Source organism: Bacillus sp. JZ109 (assembly GCF_053903135.1).
Genome location: NZ_CP096388.1, coordinates 2,110,555 through 2,132,849, shown reverse-complemented (window position 1 = coordinate 2,132,849; position 22,295 = coordinate 2,110,555). Strand labels below are relative to the sequence as shown.

The window sequence follows — 22,295 nt, the reverse complement described above, 5'->3', positions numbered from 1 at the left end:
TGACAGAATGATGACTGCTTCTTTGACAAAATCTTTATTCTGCTAATGCACGTCTATCTTCATCTTTTCATTTCGTTTATCTCATCAAGAAATGTCTGAAACGCACTCGTAATAAAAAAGTCTTTCCTGTATATAAAGACGATCTCTAAGTCTTGATATGCTGGTGGCAATTGATGAATCCATACATTTGTACGATGCTCGGAGCAGTCAACAGAGGACTTTGGGAGCAGCGCCGTACCCATCCCGGCGGAAACACCTTTTATAATAGCCTCCAATGTGCCAAACTTTATGATTTTTTGATTGTCTATGCCTGCTTCCTCTAGTAATCTTTTGACCCTGTCACGATGAGAACAGCCAGCCCCAAAAAAGAGCATCGGCTGCTGAAGCATGTCTTCTGCCGTCCCTTCTCGTGATGAAATCAAAACTAATTCATCATGGGAAACATGGAGTTGTCTAACTGCAGCGTGTTCAACCGGCCCATATACAAAAGCGCCATCAACTTTATGATCAAGAACCTGTTGAATCAAATGATGCGTATCCGCTGTGTTCACTGATAAATCCACTTCAGGAAAACGCCTGAGGAAGGATGCTGCATGCTCAGGCAGATGCGTTACCGCCGTCGTTTCCAGTGATCCGATCCGCAAAGGCCCTTTTGGTTGCCTGCTCATACGGGTCGATTTTTCAGCTTTGTCTAACAGCGATAATACTTGATCTGCATATTGTAAAAGATTTTCTCCTGCAGCAGTCAGCTTCATCCCCCGATTCGTTCGATGAAAAAGCCTGATATTCAAATCTTCCTCAAGGTTATGCACTCTGGCTGTCACATTCGACTGAACATAATTCAGCATTTGGGCTGCTTTCGTTATGCTTCCTTCGCGAGCAACAGCCTGAAAAATCTTTAAATCTCCGCTTTCCACGCGCTCTCACCTGCTTGCTATGATGAAAAGTGATATTGGCTATCATATTTGTTCATTTTACTCGAAGAAAACCGCTATGTAAAATATGTAAAGATATGAAAATACAATTCAATGTGGAGGCAGACAGCATGAAAGCTGTAATTCACAACGGAAAAGCCGGTCTTCTGGGGTTATCAGTTCAGGACGTTCCATCAACAAAGCCTGGATACGGAGAGGTAAAGGTTAAATTGAAATCTGCGGGTCTGAATCATCGTGACTTGTTTCTTATGAAAAACAAATCTGAACAAGATCCTCACGTGATCCTCGGTTCTGACGGCGCGGGTATCATTGAAGAGATTGGTGAAGGCGTGAAAAATGTTACTGTTCAGACAGAAGTAGTCATTTTCCCGACATTGAACTGGGATTTGACAGAGAATGTTCCACCTGTACCTGAGATTCTGGGAGGTCCTTCAGACGGAACACTTGCTGAATATGTGATCATTCCTTCACAAAATGCAATCAAAAAACCTGCTTATTTATCATGGGAAGAAGCGGGCGTTTTACCTTTATCCGCTTTAACTGCATATCGGGCCTTGTTTACAAAGGGGCAATTAAAAAAAGGCGAGCAACTATTGATACCCGGCATCGGAAGCGGGGTTGCAACCTACGCTTTATTGATGGCTAAAGCGATTGGGGCAACAGTAAGCGTGACCTCCCGCAGTGAGGAGAAAAGAAAAAGGGCGCTGCAATTAGGTGCTGATTACACATTTGACAGCTACAGCAATTGGGATGATCAGTTGCAGGGAAAAAAGATAGATGTTGTTCTTGACAGCATAGGACCTGCCCTCTTTTCGGAATACTTCCGCCATGTAAAACCAAATGGCCGTATTGTCAGCTTTGGGGCAAGCTCAGGGGATAATCTCAGTTTTCCGGTGCGTTCTTTATTCTTTCCTCAGGTCAATGTTTTGGGAACCTCGATGGGAAGCGGTGAGGAATTTCAAGCTATGCTCGCTTTCATTGACAAACATAAGCTGCGGCCTGTAATTGACCGGATATATCCTTTAGAAAAAGCATGTGAAGCATATAAAAGAATGCAGGAAGGCAGACAGTTTGGAAACATCGGGATCGTAATGGAATAAAAAAAGAAACCGGCTGGCAGCCAGACCGGTTTCTCTTATATGATAATCCCCTTTATTTACGGAAGAACTGAACTCCCCATCAAATATCGATCCACTTCCCGCGCCACTTCACGGCCTTCATTAATCGCCCATACGATTAAGCTTTGGCCTCTTCTTGCATCCCCTGCGGCGAATACACCATCGATATTTGTTTGATAATCCCCATATGCTGCACTGATTTTGTTATTTACTGAATCAACACCGAACTGTTTCAACAGCGGCTGTTCTGTGCCTTCAAAGCCGATAGCGATAAAGACAAGCTGAGCAGGCCATACTTTTTCCGTTCCAGGCAGCTCGCGGAACTCGTATTTACCATGCTCATTTTTCACTTTTTCCATTTGGATGGTATGAAGCTCTTTCAGCTTTCCGTTTTTATCCGCGACCATTTTTGTCGTTTGAATGGAGTATTCTCTCGGATCTCTTCCGAATTTTGCTTCTGCTTCCTCGTATGCATATTCAAGCGTAAAGACGTGTGGCTGTTCAGGCCACATATTGTCATTCGTGCGGGCTGGCGGAAGTTTCGGGTGTTTGCCGAATTGGTGCACACTTTTGGCTTTTTGACGCAGAGCGGTAGCCACACAGTCAGCTCCTGTATCTCCGCCTCCGATTACGATGACATCTTTCCCTTTGGCATCAATGAATTGCTTGTCTTTAAAATTAGAATCTAAATAGCTTTTTGTTGCAAGTGTGAGGTAGTCCATCGCGTAATGGACTCCTTTTGAGTCGCGTCCTTCAATTAAGAGGTCCCGCTGTTTTTGAGCGCCTGTGCATAAGATCACAGCATCAAATTGCTCCTTTAGCTCATCAGCTGTAATGTCAACACCGATTTCTGTATTCGTTACAAAATCAATTCCCTCTTGCGTCAGCAATTTAATTCGGCGTTCTACAATGCCCTTCTCAAGCTTCATGTTTGGAATGCCGTATGTTAAAAGGCCGCCCGCTCTGTCTGCTCGTTCAAAAACAGTGACGGAATGTCCCGCTTGATTCAGCTGGTCAGCACTCGCCAGTCCGGCTGGGCCTGACCCGACAATGGCCACTTTTTTGCCTGTTCGTTTTTTAGGAATTCTAGGTTGAATCCAGCCGTTCTCAAATCCTTTGTCGATAATGGTTCGCTCGATATTTTTAATTGAAACGGCCGGGTCTGAAATCGCTAAAGTGCATGATCCTTCACAAGGAGCGGGACATACCCGCCCTGTGAATTCAGGAAAGTTGTTTGTTTTCAACAGGCGTTCCAATGCTTCCTTCCATCTGCCCCGGTAGACAAGATCATTCCATTCAGGAATTAAGTTGTAAATCGGACAGCCGGATGTAAATCCGTTAATGTCCGCACCGATCTGGCAAAACGGTGTACCGCAATCCATGCACCGCGCCCCCTGCCGTTTCGATGCTTCTTCTGAAAAAGGAGCAGAATATTCTTTCCAATCCTTTAAGCGAGTGAGAGGGTCCCGCTCCGCAGGTTTTTCTCGTTTGATCTCCATAAATCCAGTTGGTTTCCCCATGTTCCTCTCCCCTTCCTTACTGTACTACCGCTTGTTTTTGTCCCGATGCTGCTGTATTCTGCTTTGGCTTCGTGTTGGCCTCAAAAGCGAACATGATGGCTTCTTCATCTGATAAACCTGCAGCTTTTTGCTCTTCGATGCTTGCGAGCATTTGTTTATAGTTTTTTGGAATGACTTTGACGAATTTTTTCACACTGTCTTCCCATTGATCTAGCAGATCTTCTGCTTTTTGGCTGTTTGTATACGCAGTATGTCTTTCAAGCATTGCTTTGATTTGCTGGATTTCTTTCTCATCCTCTAATGATTCAAATAAAATCATCTCAAGGTTGCATTTGCGTTTAAACGCTTTGACATCTTCGGCCAGTACATAAGCGATTCCGCCGGACATACCTGCCGCAAAGTTTTTGCCTACATCACCGAGAACGACAACGCTGCCGCCAGTCATGTATTCACAGCCGTGGTCGCCAATACCTTCTACAACTACGTTCACACCGCTGTTTCGAACGGCAAAGCGTTCACCAGCACGTCCGTTAATATATGCTTCTCCGCTTGTCGCACCGTAAAAAGCCACGTTGCCGATAATGACATTGTCATCCGAAGCAGAGTTGAATCCTTCTGGTGACTTGACGATGATTTTTCCGCCAGAAAGCCCTTTTCCGACGTAATCATTTGAGTCTCCGTCCAAATAAAGCGTCATCCCTTTAGGAACGAAAGCTCCAAAGCTTTGGCCGGCTGATCCGGTAAATTGCAGCTTGATTGTATCTTCAGGAAGCCCTTCTTCTCCGTAGCGCTTTGAGATTTCACTGCCGGTTATCGTTCCGGCTACACGATTTGTATTATTGATTTCAATCGAAATATCAGCTTCTTTTCCAGATTCGATGGCTTCTTGTACAGCCGGGAGAATTGTTGTGATATCAAGCGATTGATCAATTTTATGATTTTGCGGAGATTGGAATGTCCGCACTCCTTCAGGCTGATAAAGAAGTGTAGACAAATCAAGCTGGCCTGCTTTCCAGTGCCCCTTCGCCCGTTCACTTACATGAAGTACATCAGTGCGGCCGATCATTTCATCAAATGTCTTGAAGCCTAACGCAGCCATGTACTCACGAACTTCTTCGGCAATGAACAGCATATAGTTCACAATATGGTCAGGATCTCCCATGAACTTTTTGCGAAGCTCTGGATTTTGTGTCGCTACACCGACAGGGCATGTATCCAAATGGCAGGCACGCATCATGACACAGCCGAGTACAACTAACGGAGCCGTTGCGAAACCAAATTCTTCGGCGCCGAGCAAGGCAGCCATCACAACGTCGCGGCCCGTCATGAGCTTTCCGTCTGTTTCTAATACAACACGGTCACGAAGTCCGTTCAGCATTAGTGTTTGATGTGCTTCTGCAAGGCCAAGCTCCCACGGAAGCCCTGTATGTTTAATACTGGTTTTCGGAGAAGCGCCTGTACCTCCGTCATAGCCGCTGATCACAATGACATCTGCAGTCGCTTTGGCAACACCTGCAGCGATTGTTCCTACACCTGCTTTTGACACCAGCTTTACGCTGATTCTTGCGTCACGGTTGGCATTTTTCAAATCGTGGATCAGCTGGGCTAAATCCTCAATCGAATAAATGTCATGGTGTGGCGGAGGTGAGATTAATCCGACACCTGGCGTTGACCCGCGGACATCGGCAACCCATGGATATACCTTGTTGCCAGGAAGCTGCCCGCCTTCACCCGGCTTAGCACCTTGAGCCATTTTAATCTGCAGCTCATCAGCATTGACAAGGTAATGGCTTTTGACACCAAACCGTCCGGATGCAATTTGTTTGATCGCACTTCTTCTATCATCGCCGTTCTCATCTGGAACAAAGCGTTTGGGATCTTCTCCGCCTTCACCGCTGTTGCTTTTTCCTCCAAGACGGTTCATTGCGATTGCTAAAGCTTCGTGCGCTTCCTTACTCAAGGACCCGAATGACATCGCACCCGTTTTAAAACGTTTGACAATCGATTCAGCGGATTCAACCTCCTCCAACTCCAAAGGCTTGCGGTTTCCGTCAAATGCGAACAAGTTCCGCAAAAATCCGATGCGTTCTTCATCAGCCGCTTTTGTATACTGTTTAAACAGACTGTAATCATTTCTGCGGCACGCCCATTGCAAAGTATGAATCGTTTTCGGATTAAAGGCATGATGCTCTCCGCCATTTCTCCATTGGAAGTCACTTCCCGGTTCAAGCGTTTTGCTGTAATCATCCTGATACGCTTCCCGGTGGCGGCGCTGTGCCTCTTCTGCAATTGTTTGTAAATCGATGCCGCCTAGCTGTGATGCAGTACCTGTGAAATAGCGGTCGATCACATCGCGGCTGATTCCTACCGCTTCAAAGATTTGGGCGCCTCTGTAGCTTTGCACAGTTGAAATTCCCATCTTGGACATCACTTTTACGACGCCCTCAGTAATGCTTTTTCCATATTTGCTGACCGCTTCTTCATAGCTGATATCCAAACGGCCTTCATCAATTTCCTGCTTGTAGGTCGCATAAGCGAGATAAGGGTTAATCGCATCTGCGCCATAACCGATTAACGCTGCAAAGTGATGCACTTCACGTGCTTCTCCCGATTCCACAATAATGCTGACCTTCGTACGCAGCCCTTTGCGGATTAAGTGCTGGTGCAGCGCGCTTACTGCCAGAAGCGGCGGAATTGGTGTCAGTCGTTCGTTCATCTTTTTGTCTGATAAAATTAACAAACTTACGCCTTGGCTGATGGCTTTCTCTGCTTGTGTGAACATGTCCTTTAATCCGCGTTCAAGATCCTCTGAAAACAGCACATCAATTTTTTGGCTTTTTAAATCAGGATGAACAATCGTTTTCAATGCGTAAAACTGTTCATTGGATAAAACAGGTGTATACAGTTTAATCCGGCGAACATTTCGTTCACTTGGATGAAGAAGATCGCCTTCCGCACCGAGCCAAGTCATCGTTGAAGTGACAAGCTGCTCACGAATCGCGTCGATTGGCGGGTTCGTTACTTGTGCAAACAGCTGTTTAAAGTAGTTAAACAGTGATTGCGCTCGGTCAGAAAGTACAGCAAGCGGCGCGTCATTCCCCATTGAACCAAGGGGATCTTTGCCTTCTTTAATAACGGGAATTAGATATTTTTGGATATCCTCATATGTGTATCCGAATGCCTTCTGGCGAGTAAGAAGATCACTAAATTGTTCTTCTTCTCTTGACTCCGGATCAGGATTTACTTGTACAAGCTCTTCTTCAAGCCATTTTTGGTACGGATACTCAGTTGCAATTTGTGTTTTGACTTCCTCATCGGAGATAATACGGCCTTCTTCCAGGTCGATTAAAAGCATTTTCCCAGGCTCAAGGCGGTTTTTATATAAAACGTTCTCCTGTTCAACTTCAATAACGCCTACTTCAGATGAGAAAATAATATAATCATCTTTTGTGACATAATAACGGGCCGGACGGAGACCATTCCGGTCAAGGATCGCCCCGATTTGTTTACCGTCAGTAAATGAAATGGCTGTCGGTCCGTCCCAAGGCTCCATCAGGGAGCTATGGTACTCGTAGAACGCCCTTTTTTCCTTGGACATATGCGTATTTTCCGTCCAAGGCTCTGGAATGAGCATCATTGCCGTATGTGCCGGTTTGCGTCCAGCCATCACAAAAAACTCAAATGCGTTATCCAAAATGGAAGAGTCACTGCCATCAGCATTGAGAATCGGCAAAATCTTGTTTAAGTCCTCACCGAAGCTTTCAGAAACAAATTGCTGCTCACGTGCTCTCATCCAGTTGATATTTCCGCGAAGGGTGTTAATTTCACCGTTGTGAACCAAATAGCGGTTAGGATGCGCTCTTTCCCATGTAGGGAATGTGTTGGTACTGAAGCGTGAATGAACGAGCGCAAAAGCAGAAACGAATGCTTCGTCTTGCAGATCAGAATAAAATGCATCAACCTGTTCAGGTGTTAAAAGGCCTTTGTAAACAATGGTCTGGCTTGAAAGACTGGCAAAATAAAAATCAAGACCTTCCGTTACTCCCCAATTTTCAGCCTGTTTACGAATGACATACAATTTTCGTTCAAAAGATAAATTGTCCTTTAGATCAGAATTTGCGCCGATAAATACCTGACGGACAAACGGACAGCTTTTTTGCGCCACTGTTCCGATTTTTCCGACATTTACAGGTACAGTTCTCCATCCAAGAACGACTTGGCCTTCTTGTTCAATCAGTGCATTGATTTGCTTTTCAATTTTTTTTCTTTCATCTTCTTTCTGTGAGAAAAAGACCATTCCTACCCCGTAACGTTCTTTTTCTGGCAGATTGATGTCTTTGCACTCTTTTCTAAAGAAAGCATCAGGGATTTGAACCAGTAAGCCGGCTCCGTCTCCTGTATCCGGATCACTGCCTTGCCCTCCTCTATGGTCTAGCTGGCAAAGCATCTTAAGTCCTTGTTTGACAATGTCGTGAGTCTGCTTGCCCTTTAAGTGTGCATATAGGCCGATTCCGCATGCATCATGTTCAAATTCAGGACGGTAGAGACCTTGAGCTTTTGGCATTTGATTGTACGTCATAATTCCTCTCCCCCGATCAATTTCCGATAATACCGGTCATAAAATCTAACAACTCTATAATCATTGTAGGTTTTCAAAACGATATAAACAATATATAATTTAGATCAAAAGAATCTCAAAATGAGATAGATGGATGTGAGACAAACATGGAGCTGCGCCAACTGCGTTATTTCATGGAGGTGGCTGAAAGAGAACACGTTTCAGAAGCCGCTGATCATTTGCATGTGGCCCAATCAGCAATCAGCAGACAAATTGCCAATCTTGAAGAAGAATTAAATGTGACCTTATTTGAGCGTGAAGGGAGAAATATCAAACTCACGCCAATCGGAAAAGAATTTTTGATTCATGTGAAAACGGCGATGAAAGCCATTGATTATGCGAAAGAGCAAATTGATGAGTATCTTGACCCGCATCGCGGAACGGTAAAGATCGGCTTTCCTACAAGCCTCGCCAGCCAGCTTTTGCCGACTGTCATTTCAGCGTTTAAAGAAGAATATCCGCACGTCGAATTTTTGCTGCGCCAAGGCTCCTATAAGTTTCTGATTGAAGCTGTCAGAAACCGCGATATTGATCTGGCCTTATTAGGACCGGTGCCGACGAATTTCTCTGACATAACGGGAAAAATATTATTTACTGAAAAAATTTACGCGCTTGTTCCATTAAATCATCCGCTTGCTAAACAAAAAACGGTTCATTTAATCGATTTGCGCAACGACCAATTTGTATTGTTCCCGGAAGGATTTGTACTTAGAGAGATGGCAATCGATACTTGCAAACAAGCAGGCTTTGCTCCTCTCGTTTCCACGGAGGGTGAGGATTTGGATGCTATCAAAGGGTTAGTGTCCGCAGGAATGGGCGTTACCCTTCTGCCTGAAAGTACTTTTGCTGAAACAACACCTCGTTTTACTGTGAAAATTCCAATTGAGTTCCCTCAAGTAAAACGGACTGTCGGAATCATTAAACCGAAAAATAGAGAGCTTGCGCCTTCTGCGAATGATTTTTATGAGTTTGTCATTCAATTTTTCTCTAAGCTGGAGCAGTATCAATAAAAAAATGAACCCGAGCTTCTATATAGAAGCTTCGGGTTTTTTTCTGCAAATTAATTTACAGGTAAAGAAAAATCCACATGGCAAACAAAGGCTTCTTGATCAATTAGAGCTCTGTTTGTCAGTTCCTTTTTCTTTTCCGGTTCTTGAAGCTGTACAGAAGAGTAATTGACGATTCCAAGGCCGATTTCCGTCCCTTTTGAATCCATCAGCCGAACAACTGAACCGCTTTTGAATTTCCCTTTAATCTTCTCTACACCGTCCAGGTATAAACTCGATTGGCCGTTTGTTATTTTTCGTGAACAGTCATCTGATAAAAACATTTCACCTTCCGGACCGGAATTAAAAGCGATCCATTTCTCCTTTTGATTCAACGGAAGCGTTCCTTCTGCTTCAAAATAGGTGCCTTCCGCCTGTTCATGAACGGCGTGATATAAAATATCGCCAGCATCTGCCTGACCAAGGAAACCTTTAATGCCAGACGCCATTACGATTTTAAACGCATCAAGCTTAGAGCGCATGCCGCCGGTGCCAACGATGCTTCCAGTGTCACCTGCGCATGCTTCGATGTCAGGTGTTATTTCACTCACCCGCTGTATCCTTTTCGCTTCTGGATTTGTGCGCGGATTGCCGTCATATAATCCGTCTATATCTGATAAAATCACAAGCATATCTGCATCAATCAATCCTGCGACTTTTGCCGCGAGTGTATCATTGTCGCCAAACTTGAGCCGATTGACGGTAACTGTATCATTTTCGTTTATGATCGGGATGATGCCGCGCTCGAGCAGTACATTCATTGTATTCCTGACATTGTTGTATCGATATTCATCAGAAAAATCGCTTCTCGTAATTAAAATTTGGGATGCGACATAGCCGTGTGCCAAAAACAGCTTTGAATAAGCCTCCATCAGCAATCCCTGGCCGATTGAAGCTGATGCTTGTTTTTCTGGAAGCTTCTCGGGCCTTTGGATAAATCCGAGCTTGCGATATCCCGCCGCCACTGCGCCTGAGGAAACCAAAATCACTTCATAACCGGCGTCTTTGAGTTTGACGACCTGGTCGACCAACGCTTCTAATTTTCGAATGCTGATTTCTCCATGAAGGCTTGTTAATGAACTGCTTCCAATCTTCACAACGACTCTTTTCATGCTTGTATCAGGCGTCACTTTATCACTCCTGATAGCGGCGCTGCAGTTTTTTCGATATCTTCGCTGATTTCCTTTGAACGCTTAGCAGCATGCTTTATTGCTTGAGAAATCGCTTCTCCGCCGCCGCTCTTTTTCAAGGCTTGCAGCCCCGCTGCTGTCGTTCCGTTCGGTGACGTGATATTATCTCTTAAGATCTCAGGATGTTCTCCTGTTTCCATGAGCATTTTTGCGGCACCTAAAAGTGTCTGTGCGCCGATGCTTCGAGATAACTGTTTATCGAGGCCCGCTTCCTCGCCTGTCTTTTCAATGAATTCCATTAAATAATAAAAATACGCGGGTCCGCTGCCTGCAATTCCGGTGAATATATCCATTTGATTTTCTTGGATTGTATAGACTTCGCCCATGCATCCGAGCAATGCTTCGGCCAGCTTCTTCAGGTCTTCCGACACATATTTGCCAAGGGCAATAGCTGTTGCAGAAGCGCCAATCATACTGGAAGTGTTGGGCATCACTCTGACAACCGGCTGTTCATTAAGCAATGATTGTTCAATAAAAGAGGTAGTTATGCCGGCAAGGACCGACAATATTAATTGATGGGGTTGAATACGTGATTTTAGTGATGACAGAGCGTTTTCGGCATCTTTTGGCTTCATTGCCAAAATGAGCACATCCATGTCTTCAATACATAGCTGGTTCGGCAAGGCGCCTTTAATGCCATATTGAAGTTCAAGTTCAGTTAATCGCTCTGTATTGCTGCGGTTTGTAACGCAGATGTTTTGTTTCGGGATTTTGTTGGCACGAACGATACCTGATATCATTCCTTCCGCCATAGATCCTGCTCCTATAAAGGCTACTTTCTTTTGATCAAAGATCGGTAACATCTCCTTTGTTCGCTTTTTTGTTCGCATTTTCACACGTTTAAAATGTTACCACGTGAGGAAATGATGTCAAGTTTGAAGGTCATCATTGATTTGTATTGTTTCTTTTCGACAAATATGTATAATGAAAAGCAGAAAACACCCGGTTCACACTGCTGCGCCGGGTGTTTGTTTCTATTAAAAATTATCTGAGAGAGCTTTTTCAATCAGTTTTTTACAGCGATCCAGCTCTACCTTCAGCTGTTTTTTATATAGCTTGGCAGCTTCGTAATCTTTAAATTGATAGAGGACGACTTCCTGGAGCTTAGCCCCTTCTTTTTTTACTTTAATTTGTTTTAATATCCCGTCATCAAGAAGCTCATGCAAAGACCGGTATACTTCTGTATGATTTGGTTTAAAACCAATCTCTTTAAATTCAGACCGAAGTACTTCAAGCAGCTTTAACCCATAGAGTCTCTCTTGCTCTGTCATCGTTATCATATAAAGCTTCAAAAATGCGCGCTGTTTCACTAAAAAGCCTGTTGAACTCCTTTTTTCTTCTTTCATCATATGCACTCCTTCTTCTGTCACTGACAACACTATGTACTAAATATTCAATTTTCTTTTATTGTTTTCCTTCTTTATATTAAAGACTGATAGTCCAGTCATTTCATGTTTACTGATTATAGGTGTAGCGGAAAAAATAAATTTCGACTGAACATTTGGTACATAGTTTTCTTAGTTCTATTATAGCCTGCATTCACTGCTATCTTCAATTTAAACGATTGCCAGGGTTTACATATCTCATTTTACCGGTACGGATTTCACTCAAATAAACAAATAAAAAAACCTGTCGAAAGACAGGTTTTCATTTTTAAGGATTTGTTGACCATAATCCCGCTGTTTTGATGAAAATACGAGGATCTAATTTCAATTGTGCCACCATGTACTCAGCAAGATCCTCAGGCTGCATCACTTTTTCAGGATTACCGTCTGTTAAGTTCAATTCGATAGACATATCACTAGCGACAGTGCTCGGCGTTAACGCGCTGACTCTGATATTATGTTTTCTCACTTCTTGCATAAGAGACTCTGTTAACCCGAGAACGGCAAATTTAGAAGCGCTGTAAGCACTTGTTACAGCAGCTCCTCTTTGACCCGCTGTAGACGAAATATTAATGATGTCTCCGGCTTTGCGTTCGATCATTTCCGGAAGCACCGCGCGCGTGACATGGTACACACCCATTAGGTTGACTTGAATAATATTTTCCCACTCATCGGCTGACAGATCTAAGAAACCGCCAAATTTGCTGATGCCGGCATTATTAATGAGAATATCGATATCACCGAGCTGTTCCTTCACTTGAGCTACAGCTTGGTTAACCTGATCGGCATCTTTTACATCTGCAGCAGCAAATGCAGCTTTTACACCAAGCGCTTTGACTTCTTCAGCCACTTTTTCTACATTAGCGGAAGTCCGGCCAATTAATCCGATATTCACGCCTTCTTTGGCAAGCGCCAAAGCAGTAGCGCGGCCAATTCCTCTGCCTCCGCCTGTGATTAGTGCAGTTTTATGTTGTAAATTTTGCAATTGAAGCACCCTTTCTTTGTTTACATATGTACGATATCACATTATAAGTACAATACATCCAATACGCAAATCAAACGAACTGTGTAAATATCATTTCTTCTGATTAAAAAAACGGATACAGGGTAATGACATAAGAAAAGGAGTGAACATATGATTATTGTTTATATCAGTCTTGCAGTATTAGCAGTTTCTATTATCTTCTTAGGAGTTACCGTGATTCAAAACAAGAAAAAAATGGACCCTGCACTAAAGGAGCTTTCCTCTGTTACGCAGGCTATGCAAAAACAAATCGAAGGATTAAAAACAGAAACAGAGCTGCTGACGCAAAAACAAAAGAAGATTCAGCAGGATGTCCAAATGAAAAAATCCGCGTTTCAGCAGACCGCAGCTGAAGTAAAAGAAGTTCCTAAAGCTGTTAAAGAGGTGTGGCAGGCTGGTCATTTAAATAGCAGGTCATGATGAATGATATCCCGTTGTTTCGATCAGAATGGACAATGGGATATCATTTTTTGAGGAGGCTTTCGCATGATTGTAAACCACAGTTGCTTAAAGGAGTTCGCAGAAAAACTACATTCTCTTCCCTCTTCACTTACAAAGTCGGATTTACTTATTTCTCCATTTCATCTCCATCAAGAAAATGAACTTGACATCTACTATTCACCTCATAATGAATATATCAATCGGACTGCTACGATTGTGATTGCCGGGATCACGCCGGGTTTTTCCCAGATGAAAACAGCGTACGAAACAGCAGTCGAAAGTCTGCGGCAAGGCCGCACTCTTGAGCAAATGGCGGTAGATACAAAAATAGCAGCGGGTTTCTCCGGGTCGATGAGACATAACCTTATCACCATGCTGGATTTATGCGGGCTGCCGCAAGCTTTTGGCATTCAAAGCGCCGCAAAGCTTTTTGGAGAATTACGGCATATGCTCCATACAACTTCCGTTATTAAATATCCTGTCTTTATCCAGCAAAAAAACTATACCGGATACAAACCGGCTATCACTCATTCTCCTATCCTAAGCACCTATGCTTTTGGGCACTTCCCTGCGGAGCTTAATCATGTGACGGGACCAGCTCTTCTCATTCCGTTAGGAAAAGCGGCCGAAACAGTATGTGAAACATTGATCAGACAACACAGCCTCCAGAATTTGATTTGCCTTAACGGCTTTCCCCATCCATCAGGCGCGAACGGCCATCGTTTGAAACAATTCAGCAAAAACAAAGAGCAACTAGAAACACAAATTCGTTCCTTTGCTGCATTGGTTGATTTCGCTATAGAAAAGAGGAAATAAAAGGGATATGATAAACAAAAACACAAACGCGGGGAGTGGTTGAATGTTTCCTATATTAGAAACGGATCGGCTTATACTTAGGCAAATCACAGATCAGGACGCGGAAGCCATTTTTGCTTGTTTCTCAAACGATGAGGTGACACGCTATTATGGGCTTGAAAACATGGAATCTAAAGAACAGGCCATTTCAATGATTCAAACGTTTGCTGCCCTCTATCAAGAAAAACGCGGTATACGGTGGGGAATTGAAAGACTGGACACTAAAGAACTGATCGGAACAATAGGCTTTCACGCTCTGGCCCAAAAGCATAGGCGCGCGGAAATCGGTTATGAAATCATCCCGGAGCATTGGCAAAACGGATTTGCATCAGAAGTCCTTTCAAAGGTCGTATCTTACGGATTTTCTGCCCTTGGACTGACGCGTATTGGCGCAGTTGTATTTATCGCTAATGAAGCATCAAATCGTCTGCTTCTAAAAATGGGGTTTCAAAAAGAAGGTGTTTTAAGACAGTACATGTATCAAAATGGGACTCCATATGATACAAATGTGTACTCTATTGTGAAACCAAGAGAATGACGGTATTCTCTTGGTCTGTGCCACATCCCTTTTCCTTTAAAATGTCCGATTCATGACCTGCATCAGCTATGACGTTTTGATTCTTGATCAATCCCTACAAGATTTTCATCTCTTAAAACAATGCTAATAACTTTTTCCCCTACTCATAAATCCCTTTATTGGTTCTTCTTCTTGTGATAAAATCCCCAAGGAAACAAAACGCAGCCGACCACATCAAAATATAAATAACCTGAGTTTTGTATTCCCACATTGAATCCCCCATTTCTACCCCGTGAATGAAAGTCATATACGCTTTTTGTGGCAGTATCGCACAAAGAGCATTTAATATTGGATGATGTGGAGCAAAAGAAATAAAACAGCCTGACAATACACACGTGATCACACTGATACCACTCGTCATCAAACTGATGTTTCGATCCATCACAGAAGCCATAAAGATAGCGAATGCTGTTGCAAGCACTGTAAGAACACCCAGTAACCCAGCAAGAATATTTAAACGGAAACCAATTTCAGCATGAAAGAGTACATTTGTAATTAGGATGGCCAAGTAAGTGGGTATGTATAAACATAAAAAAGTAAAGATAAACTGAACCAACAAATATTTCCCCACATGCACGGGAGACACTAAAATCCTTTTGAAGGTTTTGAGCATCCGGTCTTCTGGATATAACGCAGCTAATGCCACACCTTGCATCAATACAAGCATCATGATAAAGCCTAATATATTCGTTCCCGTTCCCCGTTCAGTCCTTAATTCATCCTCTCCCCGGTAGCTGCCTGGCATTTCTCCAGTCTCAAAAAATTGCTGAATCATTTTTTGATCCGCTTTACTTTTCAACGTGGTTACTTTGTAATCAAGTTGATTTTTTTCTACAATGGCTGCATATTTCCCTAACATCAGATCAGAAAACTTCGGCTTCTGATCTACCGTTACCACTCTAAATGCAGAATCACTCGGCAAATGATGAACTTCGTCCAGTTCTGTAACAAAAGCGATTGTTTCTTTGAAAACCGGCTTCCCGGAAAACATAATCGCAACGCCAATCATCAGAGGGATAATGATTAATGCAATGATAATAATGTCTTTTTTGGTCAGGATTCGCTCCCACCTGTTTTGGAATAAACTCAGCATATATATCCCTCCGGCTTAAATACAACATGAGAAACGGCAATACAAATGATTGAAGCCAATATTAGTCCTGACATAACAGGCTGCAGCATACTGAAATCATGATCATAAATGAGACGAAATGAACATTCTGTTACCCATTTAATCGGAGAAAGAATCGATATCTGATTGACGGTATCTCCAAATCTATGAATTCCGAAAAATACGCCACCAAAGAAAACAAAAAAAGCTATCGGAATTTGCATAATCCCATTCGCCTGTTCTTCATTCTTGAACAAACTGCAGAACATTGTGCCTAAACAGCAACCGAAAAATAAAAATACATACAATAAAAGCATGAAATACGTAAGATATTGTCCTCCAAAGTTCAAATGAAAAATCGTTTGGGCTATCAACACATTCATGCTGTACATAATGACACTGAATATAAAGGTTGATAGTAATTTAGAAAGATAAATACTAGTTGTCGAAACCGGCGCATACACAATACGAAGGTTCGCTTTCTTCACCTTTTCCTCCATAAACGTATTAGAGGTCGTCATAGCAATCAGAGCTGCAGTGAAAATCATCATATTCACTCCGTAATAATCATAAGAACTTACCCCGCCTGCTCCAAAGCTGCTTTTCGTAACAAAGCCCATGACCAGAATGAGAACGAAAGGAAAGGCCGTATTGGCTATTACAAGAACCGGATTCCTTAAAATATTCATAAAATCAAATGTTATCAATTTTAACAAACTCATTTTGCTCTCCTAATCTCTTAAATTTCTTCCCGTCAGCTCTAAAAATACCGTTTCTAACGATGCCTCTTTTTTGTTCATGTTTAGGATGCTGCAGCCTTGGGCACTCAATTCTAATATGATTTCACTCAAATGATCTTGGTTCTTTTGAACGGTAACATTTAGTTGATGGTCAGAGAAATCCACTCCTGTCACTCCTATGATTTCTCTAATCGAGTTTTTATTTAATCGCTGAACATGCGCCAGTTGAAAAGCGTATGTTATTTCTTTATTGACTTCTCTGTACAGCTCTTCTTTTGTTCCATTGGCAATAATTCTTCCTTCATTCATGATCATAATACGATCTGAAATTGCCTCGACTTCTTCCATATAGTGTGTAGAGTAAATGATGCTTGCGCCTTTTGTTTTCAGCTCTTTTATCGATTCCAAAATGTGATGCCGGGATTGCGGATCGATTCCTACCGTGGGCTCATCCATGATAATCAGTTTCGGCTGATGGGCAATGGCGCACGCAATGTTTAATCTTCTTTTCATCCCGCCTGAAAACGTCTTTGGCTTGTCATCTTTCCGGTCATATAGCTGTACGAGCTCCAAAGCCTCTTTGACTCGGGCTTTCAGTTCTTCTCCTTTAAGAGAATAAAGACTGGCAAAAAAACGAACATTTTTCTCAGCGGAAATCTCCTCATAAATCGCGATATCTTGAGGCACAATCCCGATGCCTTTCTTCATTTCCTTGGACCCTTTTTTCACACTATGGCCCAATATCGAAACATTTCCGGAACTGGCCGACAATACTCCTGATAAAATATGAATGGTTGTGCTTTTCCCTGCACCATTTGGACCTAGTAAGCCAAGCACTTCCCCCTCTCTCACTTCGAACGAAATCCCATCTACTGCCGTTTTGTTTTCATACTGCATTTTCAAGTTTTCTACTGTTGCTACGTTGTTCATAGTTGGTTCTCCTTTTTACTTTCTCCGTTTTGCGAATTCCTGCAATAAATTTGTTTTCAAATTGTCTCGATTTTGTTCAATGTCAAAATCAGCAGCGTCTTCTTCAAAACCATCCTGTTCTTCTCCGTCAAAACTGTACAGTTTCTTCAATAAAACCCACAATGTTTCCAGCTCTTCCGTCGAAAAGCCTTTAAATAGATCGGCCATAAAATACACCGCTTTTTCACCGCATTCCTCCATGACACGCTTTCCTGAATCAGTAATCTTCACATTAACTGCACGCTTGTCGTGTTTACTTGGTACAGTGATGACATAACCTCTTTTTTCAATACCGCTGACAAGTCTGTTGATGTTTTGTTTTGATGTGCCTAATTTTTTTGCAATGTTGTTGAATGTCGTTTCCTCTTCCGGTAAATGCAGTATGGCAACCATTGTCATAAATTGCCTCGACGTTAAGCTTTCATAATAATCGTCTCCACGTGATTGAATTTTGTTTAAAGTGGAAAAAAGTGTAGCATAAGACTGTTGCATTAAAAATAAATCTTTCAGTTCCTTAGAATAATCCACGATGTTCCCTCCTCAAATAGACAACTTATTGTCTATTCATCATAACATTTCTCATTATATTGTCAATATGTTGTCTATTTTTCTTTAGAATCCCTCGATTATTCATAGAATAGTAATATACTGATCGATTCAGAAAGAGGTAATGTTGATGGCTCGTCATCGAGAATTCAATGAAGAATAAAGCGTTATGAATCTGTTTTGAGTGAACATTCATGACGAGCTAAGACGTGAAATTAACGTGGAACAAACGGCTCAGACTTATTTTCTGTTTCTTATCGGCTGACTGTGATGGTGAAATCCCGTTCAGATCAATCATTTTTGCGTCATTCCGTATCGGAAATCCTTACATTGCTGAACAAATGATAAAAAGCGCCCCGGAAAATGGGCGCTTTCTAATTAAGATGCATATTGAGGAGATGTTTCCTCCTTAACTGCTTTTTCCTCAGGTATATGAATACATTTCGTCAAGACCGCACTTGCAAGGTAAAGGGCCGCAAAGATCCAGACGACACCTTGCGCGCCGACGAGACCAATGAACAGCCAAGCGAGTGCGGGGCCGACAAACGCTGATAAACCTGCAGCCAAATTTAATACAGACATGGCTGCCCCTTTATCTTTTCCTGCCACCGTCGGCACAATTGCACCAATCGGCACATAGCCTGCCAGCAAACCGCCCCAAATAAAGCCGATCACGCTGACAACCGCTAAGCTTCCGCCGGAGAAAACAGGTGCGTAGTATAATAAGAGGGTGAAAATGCCGCAGCCGACTCCGCCGAACCAAATAACAGTATTTTTCCAGCCGAATTTATCGCCGACAATACCAAAGATAAGGTTAAACACAATGTTCCCCAGGAAAATCGTTCCCCAAATTTGCAGCCACACATTGGTTGAAATTCCATGCTGGGCCATGTGCATCGGCAAAAAGACTGGAAAACCATATGTACCAATGCTGTTGATGATTCTGATGATTCCGCCTGTAAGCACGCGCGGATTTGTAAATAGAATCGTAACCCCTTTTAAAAGCTCCTCGGCTGTTTCTGATCTTTTTCTTTTCTTCTTTTCAAAACGGTCTTTATTGATAAACAATGCAAAAAATGCACCGAGACATACCCAGAAAATAGAGCTCCAAAGCGTATTCAAATAACCGAACGCTTTGATCGCGTAGCTTGAGTACCAAGCGCCGAACACAAACATGCCGAGGCAATATGCAATCCAAAACCAGCCGACAGCAGTGCTCAGTTTGCTTTGCGGTGTTCTGTAAATGACCCATGTCAAGAAAGAGTAAGCAAAAAGCGGGTAACCTAACCCTTTTACGAAGTAAGTCACATACATCACTGGCAGGTTCAGCTGTTCAAATCCAAATACGATAAAAGCAGCTGTACCGATCACATAAAACAACAGCCCCATAAACATCGTTCGTTTTGCGCCAAATGCTTCGAGACATACACCCGAAAACCAGGAAGCTATGGCAAGCGCAATTCCGTATATACTAAAAATGGAAGCGGACTGCTGAACGGTGAGCCCGTTTTCGATCAAAAAAGGACTGAGCCAGCCTTGTTCAAGGCCATCTCCCATCATAAACAAAACAACCCCTAAAAATCCCCAGGCAAGCCGCTTCGGTATTCCTATTTTATCCAACATATCTGTCTCCTCCTTAGATGCTTATATTCATTACCGTATTACCTTATTAAAGTTGAAAATTAAATGATTCCTCAAAACAGCAAAAATGCCGCCTTAAATCAATACTTTGCTTTCTGAACCTGAAAAAAAGCGCTGTGTTTGCTTCCATTTCTCATATAAAGCCAATTCTGTCTGACAGTCCTTCGGTTCGATCACCCGGACATTTGCTGACATCTCCTCCGTTAATTGAAAGGTTTCATTGCAAATGACTGCAGCTCCAACAACAGATGCCTGATGATATCCCTCTTGGACATAGACCTTTTTTTGAAGAAGATCCGCGATATATTGAGTGAGCGCTTTGCTTTGGAATCCCCCTCCGCACACCCAAACATAGTCACGTTCAAACGGAGTAACCTCTGTTAAAATGTCAAAGTTCCATTTAATTGAAAATGCGATCTCTTCTAGCGCTGCACGTACAAAATGTGCCCTCTTTAAATGTGCTGACAGCGGGGCATCAAAAAGAAAACCGCCTCTCGTTAACGCATTCTTTTCAGCCGATAAATAAGAGCCGAGAGCCGCTACACATGCATGGTCTTCTTTTGCAAGTGCAGAAATCTCCTCCTCCATTACTTCGTACGTTTCATTCGGATAAAAAATCTGTTTTAATTTTTGATAATTCAAGCCGGTAATTCCCGGATTCGTTTCCACAAGCCAATGCCCTTGATCCGTATGACAGTTCAGCCAGGCTTTATGTTTTGTGTCGCCATGATCCGCAGTAATTTTGGTTATTGGCGTTGTTGTCCCTGATACAATGACAATGTCCTCAAGTCCAGCTCCGGTGCTTTTGACAGCTAGCTGTGTATCCCCGCCCCCTGCTATAACCTTAGCATCTATTGAAAGGCCTAATTCGGATGCATATTCATTTGCTATCGTTCCAATTGCTGTTCCCGCTCTTACAAGAGGCGGAAGGATAGATGGAGAAAAGCCGAATATGTCGCACATCTCTTCTGACCAAGTGTTTTGCTTCACATCAAACAGCAGGGTTTCTGTTGCCTGTGATGGTTCATATGTTAATATTCCGCTCAGTTGGTACGTCACCCAATCACTGATGCTAGTAAAGCTTGCAGTCTTTTCCCATAAAGAGGGCTGGCGCTGTTTTAATCCATAAAGCTTGAGCGCGGAAAAAAGTGCGGTTGGCAGGCGGCCTGTGCGGCTGTATATCTCTTCCCGATCGGGAATGCTCGCCTCCCACTCTCGACCGCGGTTATCGATGTTCGGCAGCCCAAGAAAAGAATCGCCGTTTTGATCGATCAGAACAATCCCCTGTCTTTGACTCGTCGATGTCAAACCAATGATGTCAATATCACACGAACGGGATAGCACACGTTTTGCCAAATTCATCACCTGCTTCCACAGCACCTGAGGAGAAAAATAACGGCTGTCCGGGTAAAGCGTCTCTGTGGAATACACGATGTCCTCCCGTTCAACTGTTAGAACACTGCCAGTTACACTCACGACCGCTACCCTCGCATTGCCTGTGCCAATATCAAAAACGAGATAGCCTTTTTGTTTTTTCATTCTGTTAGCCTCCTTTCTTATACCCCTGTTTTCAGTTCGTCCTTGTTATACATTGTCGGAATATTAAGAGTTTTTTCACCCTTCCACTTTTTGAGGGCTTTATTCAGTATCGTCACGTGATGATCCTCCACTTCAAATGTTGCTCCAGCGAGATGCGGTGTTGCCAGAACATTAGGCAATGAAATCAATTCATAATCTGATTCCTCTGGAGGTTCATGATAAAAAACGTCTAATATCGCACCTCTGATTTTATGTTCTTTTAATACAGATAAAAGATCTTCACGGTTTACAACAACTGCTCTTGAAGTATTGACGAAAATCGCACTCTGTTTCATCAGATCAAAATACTTCCGATCAATAAGTCCAAGTGTTTCCTCAGTACGAGGCAGATGGACAGAAACGATATCACTGTCTGAAAACACCGTTTTAAGAGATACTTTTTCATACAGCGGATGATCGTCTTGAATGAATGGATCGTAATACTTTATTTTACAGTCAAACGCAGTCAGCAGTTTTGCAATCCTTTGACCAACCGCCCCGAACCCAATCATGCCAACCGTTTTTCCTGTTAATTCATTTCCTTTAAATTTGACATAAGCCTGCAGGTAATCACTGTTCCACTTTCCATCCTTCAGCCATTGATTCGAGGCGCTGGTATGGCGCAGAAAGGAAATCACATTTCCAATAAACATTTCAGCAACGGCTTGTGCATTCCGCCCTGGTGTATAAAAAACAGGTATGCCTCTTTTTGAGGCAGCTGCCACATCCACATTGGAGGGCATTCCCCTGCAAACACCGACAAATGAAAGTTCGGGAACAGAAGCAAATACGCTGTCTGTTACCTGATCAAGTTCAGTAATCAAGCCTGTCGCATTTGTTGCTTTTAGCAGCTGAATGAGTTCATCCTCCCGATATGCCCGGCCTTGTTCCTTCCAAGATTGATAAGCAACTGAGTCAAACAAGTTTTCTAGCTCTTTTCGTCCTTCTTCGTTGTACGGTGCTGTAACCAAAACCGTCATGGTGCAAAACATCCTTTTCAT

General features: G+C 42.8%; 19 protein-coding genes. 5 read left to right on the top strand and 14 right to left on the bottom strand.

Annotation, left to right across the window (positions count from 1 at the left end; all coding sequences use genetic code 11):
- Nucleotides 1–59 precede the first annotated feature (59 nt).
- Nucleotides 60–917, bottom strand: a complete 858-nt coding sequence (yofA, locus tag M1D94_RS11425) for a LysR family transcriptional regulator YofA (RefSeq protein ID WP_032721968.1) — start codon at nt 915–917, stop codon at nt 60–62.
- 128 nt (nt 918–1,045) lie between these two features.
- On the opposite strand from yofA, the gene M1D94_RS11420 reads away from it, so the two are divergent.
- Nucleotides 1,046–2,035, top strand: a complete 990-nt coding sequence (locus tag M1D94_RS11420; RefSeq protein WP_103804368.1) for a zinc-binding dehydrogenase — start codon at nt 1,046–1,048, stop codon at nt 2,033–2,035.
- Nucleotides 2,036–2,091: 56 nt separating this feature from the next.
- Here M1D94_RS11420 and gltD read toward each other — a convergent pair whose 3' ends face one another.
- Both gltD and gltB read right to left on the bottom strand, forming a co-directional pair.
- Nucleotides 2,092–3,573: a glutamate synthase small subunit gene (gene gltD, locus M1D94_RS11415; RefSeq protein WP_014476983.1), complete on the bottom strand. Its 1,482-nt coding sequence runs from the start codon at nt 3,571–3,573 to the stop codon at nt 2,092–2,094.
- A 16-nt stretch (nt 3,574–3,589) separates the two neighbouring features.
- Nucleotides 3,590–8,152: a glutamate synthase large subunit gene (gene gltB, locus M1D94_RS11410; protein ID WP_321541085.1), complete on the bottom strand. Its 4,563-nt coding sequence runs from the start codon at nt 8,150–8,152 to the stop codon at nt 3,590–3,592.
- Between the two features lie 146 nt (nt 8,153–8,298).
- Here gltB and gltC point away from each other — a divergent pair, with 146 nt between their 5' ends.
- A complete protein-coding gene (gltC, locus tag M1D94_RS11405; protein ID WP_004399246.1) occupies nt 8,299–9,201 on the top strand; it encodes a glutamate biosynthesis transcriptional regulator GltC in 903 nt (300 codons plus the stop codon).
- A 50-nt stretch (nt 9,202–9,251) separates the two neighbouring features.
- On the opposite strand, the gene proB is transcribed toward gltC, so the two are convergent.
- The 4 genes from proB to M1D94_RS11385 all read right to left on the bottom strand — a co-directional run bounded on the left by proB (nt 9,252) and on the right by M1D94_RS11385 (nt 12,797).
- The gene (gene proB, locus M1D94_RS11400) at nt 9,252–10,367 is read right to left on the bottom strand and encodes a glutamate 5-kinase (RefSeq protein ID WP_032725868.1); all 1,116 of its coding nucleotides are present in this window, start codon (nt 10,365–10,367) and stop codon (nt 9,252–9,254) included.
- Nucleotides 10,364–11,257, bottom strand: coding sequence for a pyrroline-5-carboxylate reductase (gene proC, locus M1D94_RS11395; protein ID WP_010886524.1), 894 nt, complete (start codon nt 11,255–11,257; stop codon nt 10,364–10,366). Before proC ends, proB begins: the two co-directional genes overlap by 4 nt.
- A gap of 147 nt (nt 11,258–11,404) precedes the next feature.
- Nucleotides 11,405–11,773 carry a replication termination protein gene (rtp, locus tag M1D94_RS11390; RefSeq protein ID WP_003220337.1) on the bottom strand — a complete coding sequence of 123 codons (369 nt, stop codon included), beginning with the start codon at nt 11,771–11,773 and terminating at the stop codon, nt 11,405–11,407.
- Between the two features lie 307 nt (nt 11,774–12,080).
- A complete protein-coding gene (locus M1D94_RS11385) occupies nt 12,081–12,797 on the bottom strand; it encodes a 3-ketoacyl-ACP reductase (protein ID WP_015483302.1) in 717 nt (238 codons plus the stop codon).
- A gap of 150 nt (nt 12,798–12,947) precedes the next feature.
- Between M1D94_RS11385 and M1D94_RS11380 the strand changes: the two genes are divergently transcribed.
- The 3 genes from M1D94_RS11380 (at nt 12,948) to M1D94_RS11370 (ending at nt 14,670) form a co-directional block, all read left to right on the top strand.
- The gene (locus M1D94_RS11380; protein WP_021481395.1) at nt 12,948–13,256 is read left to right on the top strand and encodes a DUF948 domain-containing protein; all 309 of its coding nucleotides are present in this window, start codon (nt 12,948–12,950) and stop codon (nt 13,254–13,256) included.
- Nucleotides 13,257–13,322: 66 nt separating this feature from the next.
- Nucleotides 13,323–14,093, top strand: a complete 771-nt coding sequence (locus M1D94_RS11375; protein ID WP_021481396.1) for a hypothetical protein — start codon at nt 13,323–13,325, stop codon at nt 14,091–14,093.
- Nucleotides 14,094–14,136: 43 nt separating this feature from the next.
- Nucleotides 14,137–14,670 carry a GNAT family N-acetyltransferase gene (locus M1D94_RS11370; protein WP_049141140.1) on the top strand — a complete coding sequence of 178 codons (534 nt, stop codon included), beginning with the start codon at nt 14,137–14,139 and terminating at the stop codon, nt 14,668–14,670.
- Between the two features lie 139 nt (nt 14,671–14,809).
- Here M1D94_RS11370 and M1D94_RS11365 read toward each other — a convergent pair whose 3' ends face one another.
- The 7 genes from M1D94_RS11365 to M1D94_RS11335 all read right to left on the bottom strand — a co-directional run bounded on the left by M1D94_RS11365 (nt 14,810) and on the right by M1D94_RS11335 (nt 22,295).
- Entirely contained in the window at nt 14,810–15,802 is a 993-nt protein-coding gene (locus M1D94_RS11365; protein WP_049141141.1) for an ABC transporter permease, read from the bottom strand.
- Nucleotides 15,796–16,542: an ABC transporter permease gene (locus M1D94_RS11360; protein ID WP_041849908.1), complete on the bottom strand. Its 747-nt coding sequence runs from the start codon at nt 16,540–16,542 to the stop codon at nt 15,796–15,798. The genes M1D94_RS11365 and M1D94_RS11360 overlap by 7 nt, the downstream gene beginning before the upstream one ends.
- 9 nt (nt 16,543–16,551) lie before the next feature.
- Nucleotides 16,552–17,490 carry an ABC transporter ATP-binding protein gene (locus M1D94_RS11355; RefSeq protein ID WP_014479987.1) on the bottom strand — a complete coding sequence of 313 codons (939 nt, stop codon included), beginning with the start codon at nt 17,488–17,490 and terminating at the stop codon, nt 16,552–16,554.
- A 15-nt stretch (nt 17,491–17,505) separates the two neighbouring features.
- Nucleotides 17,506–18,057, bottom strand: coding sequence for a MarR family winged helix-turn-helix transcriptional regulator (locus M1D94_RS11350; protein ID WP_049141142.1), 552 nt, complete (start codon nt 18,055–18,057; stop codon nt 17,506–17,508).
- A gap of 396 nt (nt 18,058–18,453) precedes the next feature.
- Entirely contained in the window at nt 18,454–19,698 is a 1,245-nt protein-coding gene (locus M1D94_RS11345; protein WP_021481398.1) for an MFS transporter, read from the bottom strand.
- 93 nt (nt 19,699–19,791) lie between these two features.
- Nucleotides 19,792–21,255 carry an FGGY-family carbohydrate kinase gene (locus M1D94_RS11340; protein WP_163116722.1) on the bottom strand — a complete coding sequence of 488 codons (1,464 nt, stop codon included), beginning with the start codon at nt 21,253–21,255 and terminating at the stop codon, nt 19,792–19,794.
- Between the two features lie 17 nt (nt 21,256–21,272).
- Complete coding sequence (locus tag M1D94_RS11335; protein ID WP_080121384.1) at nt 21,273–22,295, bottom strand: 2-hydroxyacid dehydrogenase; 1,023 nt, start codon at nt 22,293–22,295, stop codon at nt 21,273–21,275.

Excerpts from the sequence above, each read along its gene's own strand:
- M1D94_RS11420 (WP_103804368.1), top strand. The coding sequence starts at position 1,046 with ATGAAAGCTGTAATTCACAACGGAAAAGCCGGTCTTCTGGGGTTATCA.
- gltD (WP_014476983.1), bottom strand. The coding sequence starts at position 3,573 with ATGGGGAAACCAACTGGATTTATGGAGATCAAACGAGAAAAACCTGCG.
- gltB (WP_321541085.1), bottom strand. The coding sequence starts at position 8,152 with ATGACGTACAATCAAATGCCAAAAGCTCAAGGTCTCTACCGTCCTGAA.
- gltC (WP_004399246.1), top strand. The coding sequence starts at position 8,299 with ATGGAGCTGCGCCAACTGCGTTATTTCATGGAGGTGGCTGAAAGAGAA.
- proC (WP_010886524.1), bottom strand. The coding sequence starts at position 11,257 with ATGCGAACAAAAAAGCGAACAAAGGAGATGTTACCGATCTTTGATCAA.
- rtp (WP_003220337.1), bottom strand. The coding sequence starts at position 11,773 with ATGAAAGAAGAAAAAAGGAGTTCAACAGGCTTTTTAGTGAAACAGCGC.
- M1D94_RS11380 (WP_021481395.1), top strand. The coding sequence starts at position 12,948 with ATGATTATTGTTTATATCAGTCTTGCAGTATTAGCAGTTTCTATTATC.
- M1D94_RS11375 (WP_021481396.1), top strand. The coding sequence starts at position 13,323 with ATGATTGTAAACCACAGTTGCTTAAAGGAGTTCGCAGAAAAACTACAT.
- M1D94_RS11370 (WP_049141140.1), top strand. The coding sequence starts at position 14,137 with ATGTTTCCTATATTAGAAACGGATCGGCTTATACTTAGGCAAATCACA.
- M1D94_RS11365 (WP_049141141.1), bottom strand. The coding sequence starts at position 15,802 with ATGCTGAGTTTATTCCAAAACAGGTGGGAGCGAATCCTGACCAAAAAA.
- M1D94_RS11360 (WP_041849908.1), bottom strand. The coding sequence starts at position 16,542 with ATGAGTTTGTTAAAATTGATAACATTTGATTTTATGAATATTTTAAGG.
- M1D94_RS11355 (WP_014479987.1), bottom strand. The coding sequence starts at position 17,490 with ATGAACAACGTAGCAACAGTAGAAAACTTGAAAATGCAGTATGAAAAC.
- M1D94_RS11345 (WP_021481398.1), bottom strand. The coding sequence starts at position 19,698 with ATGTTGGATAAAATAGGAATACCGAAGCGGCTTGCCTGGGGATTTTTA.
- M1D94_RS11340 (WP_163116722.1), bottom strand. The coding sequence starts at position 21,255 with ATGAAAAAACAAAAAGGCTATCTCGTTTTTGATATTGGCACAGGCAAT.
- M1D94_RS11335 (WP_080121384.1), bottom strand. The coding sequence starts at position 22,295 with ATGAAAAGGATGTTTTGCACCATGACGGTTTTGGTTACAGCACCGTAC.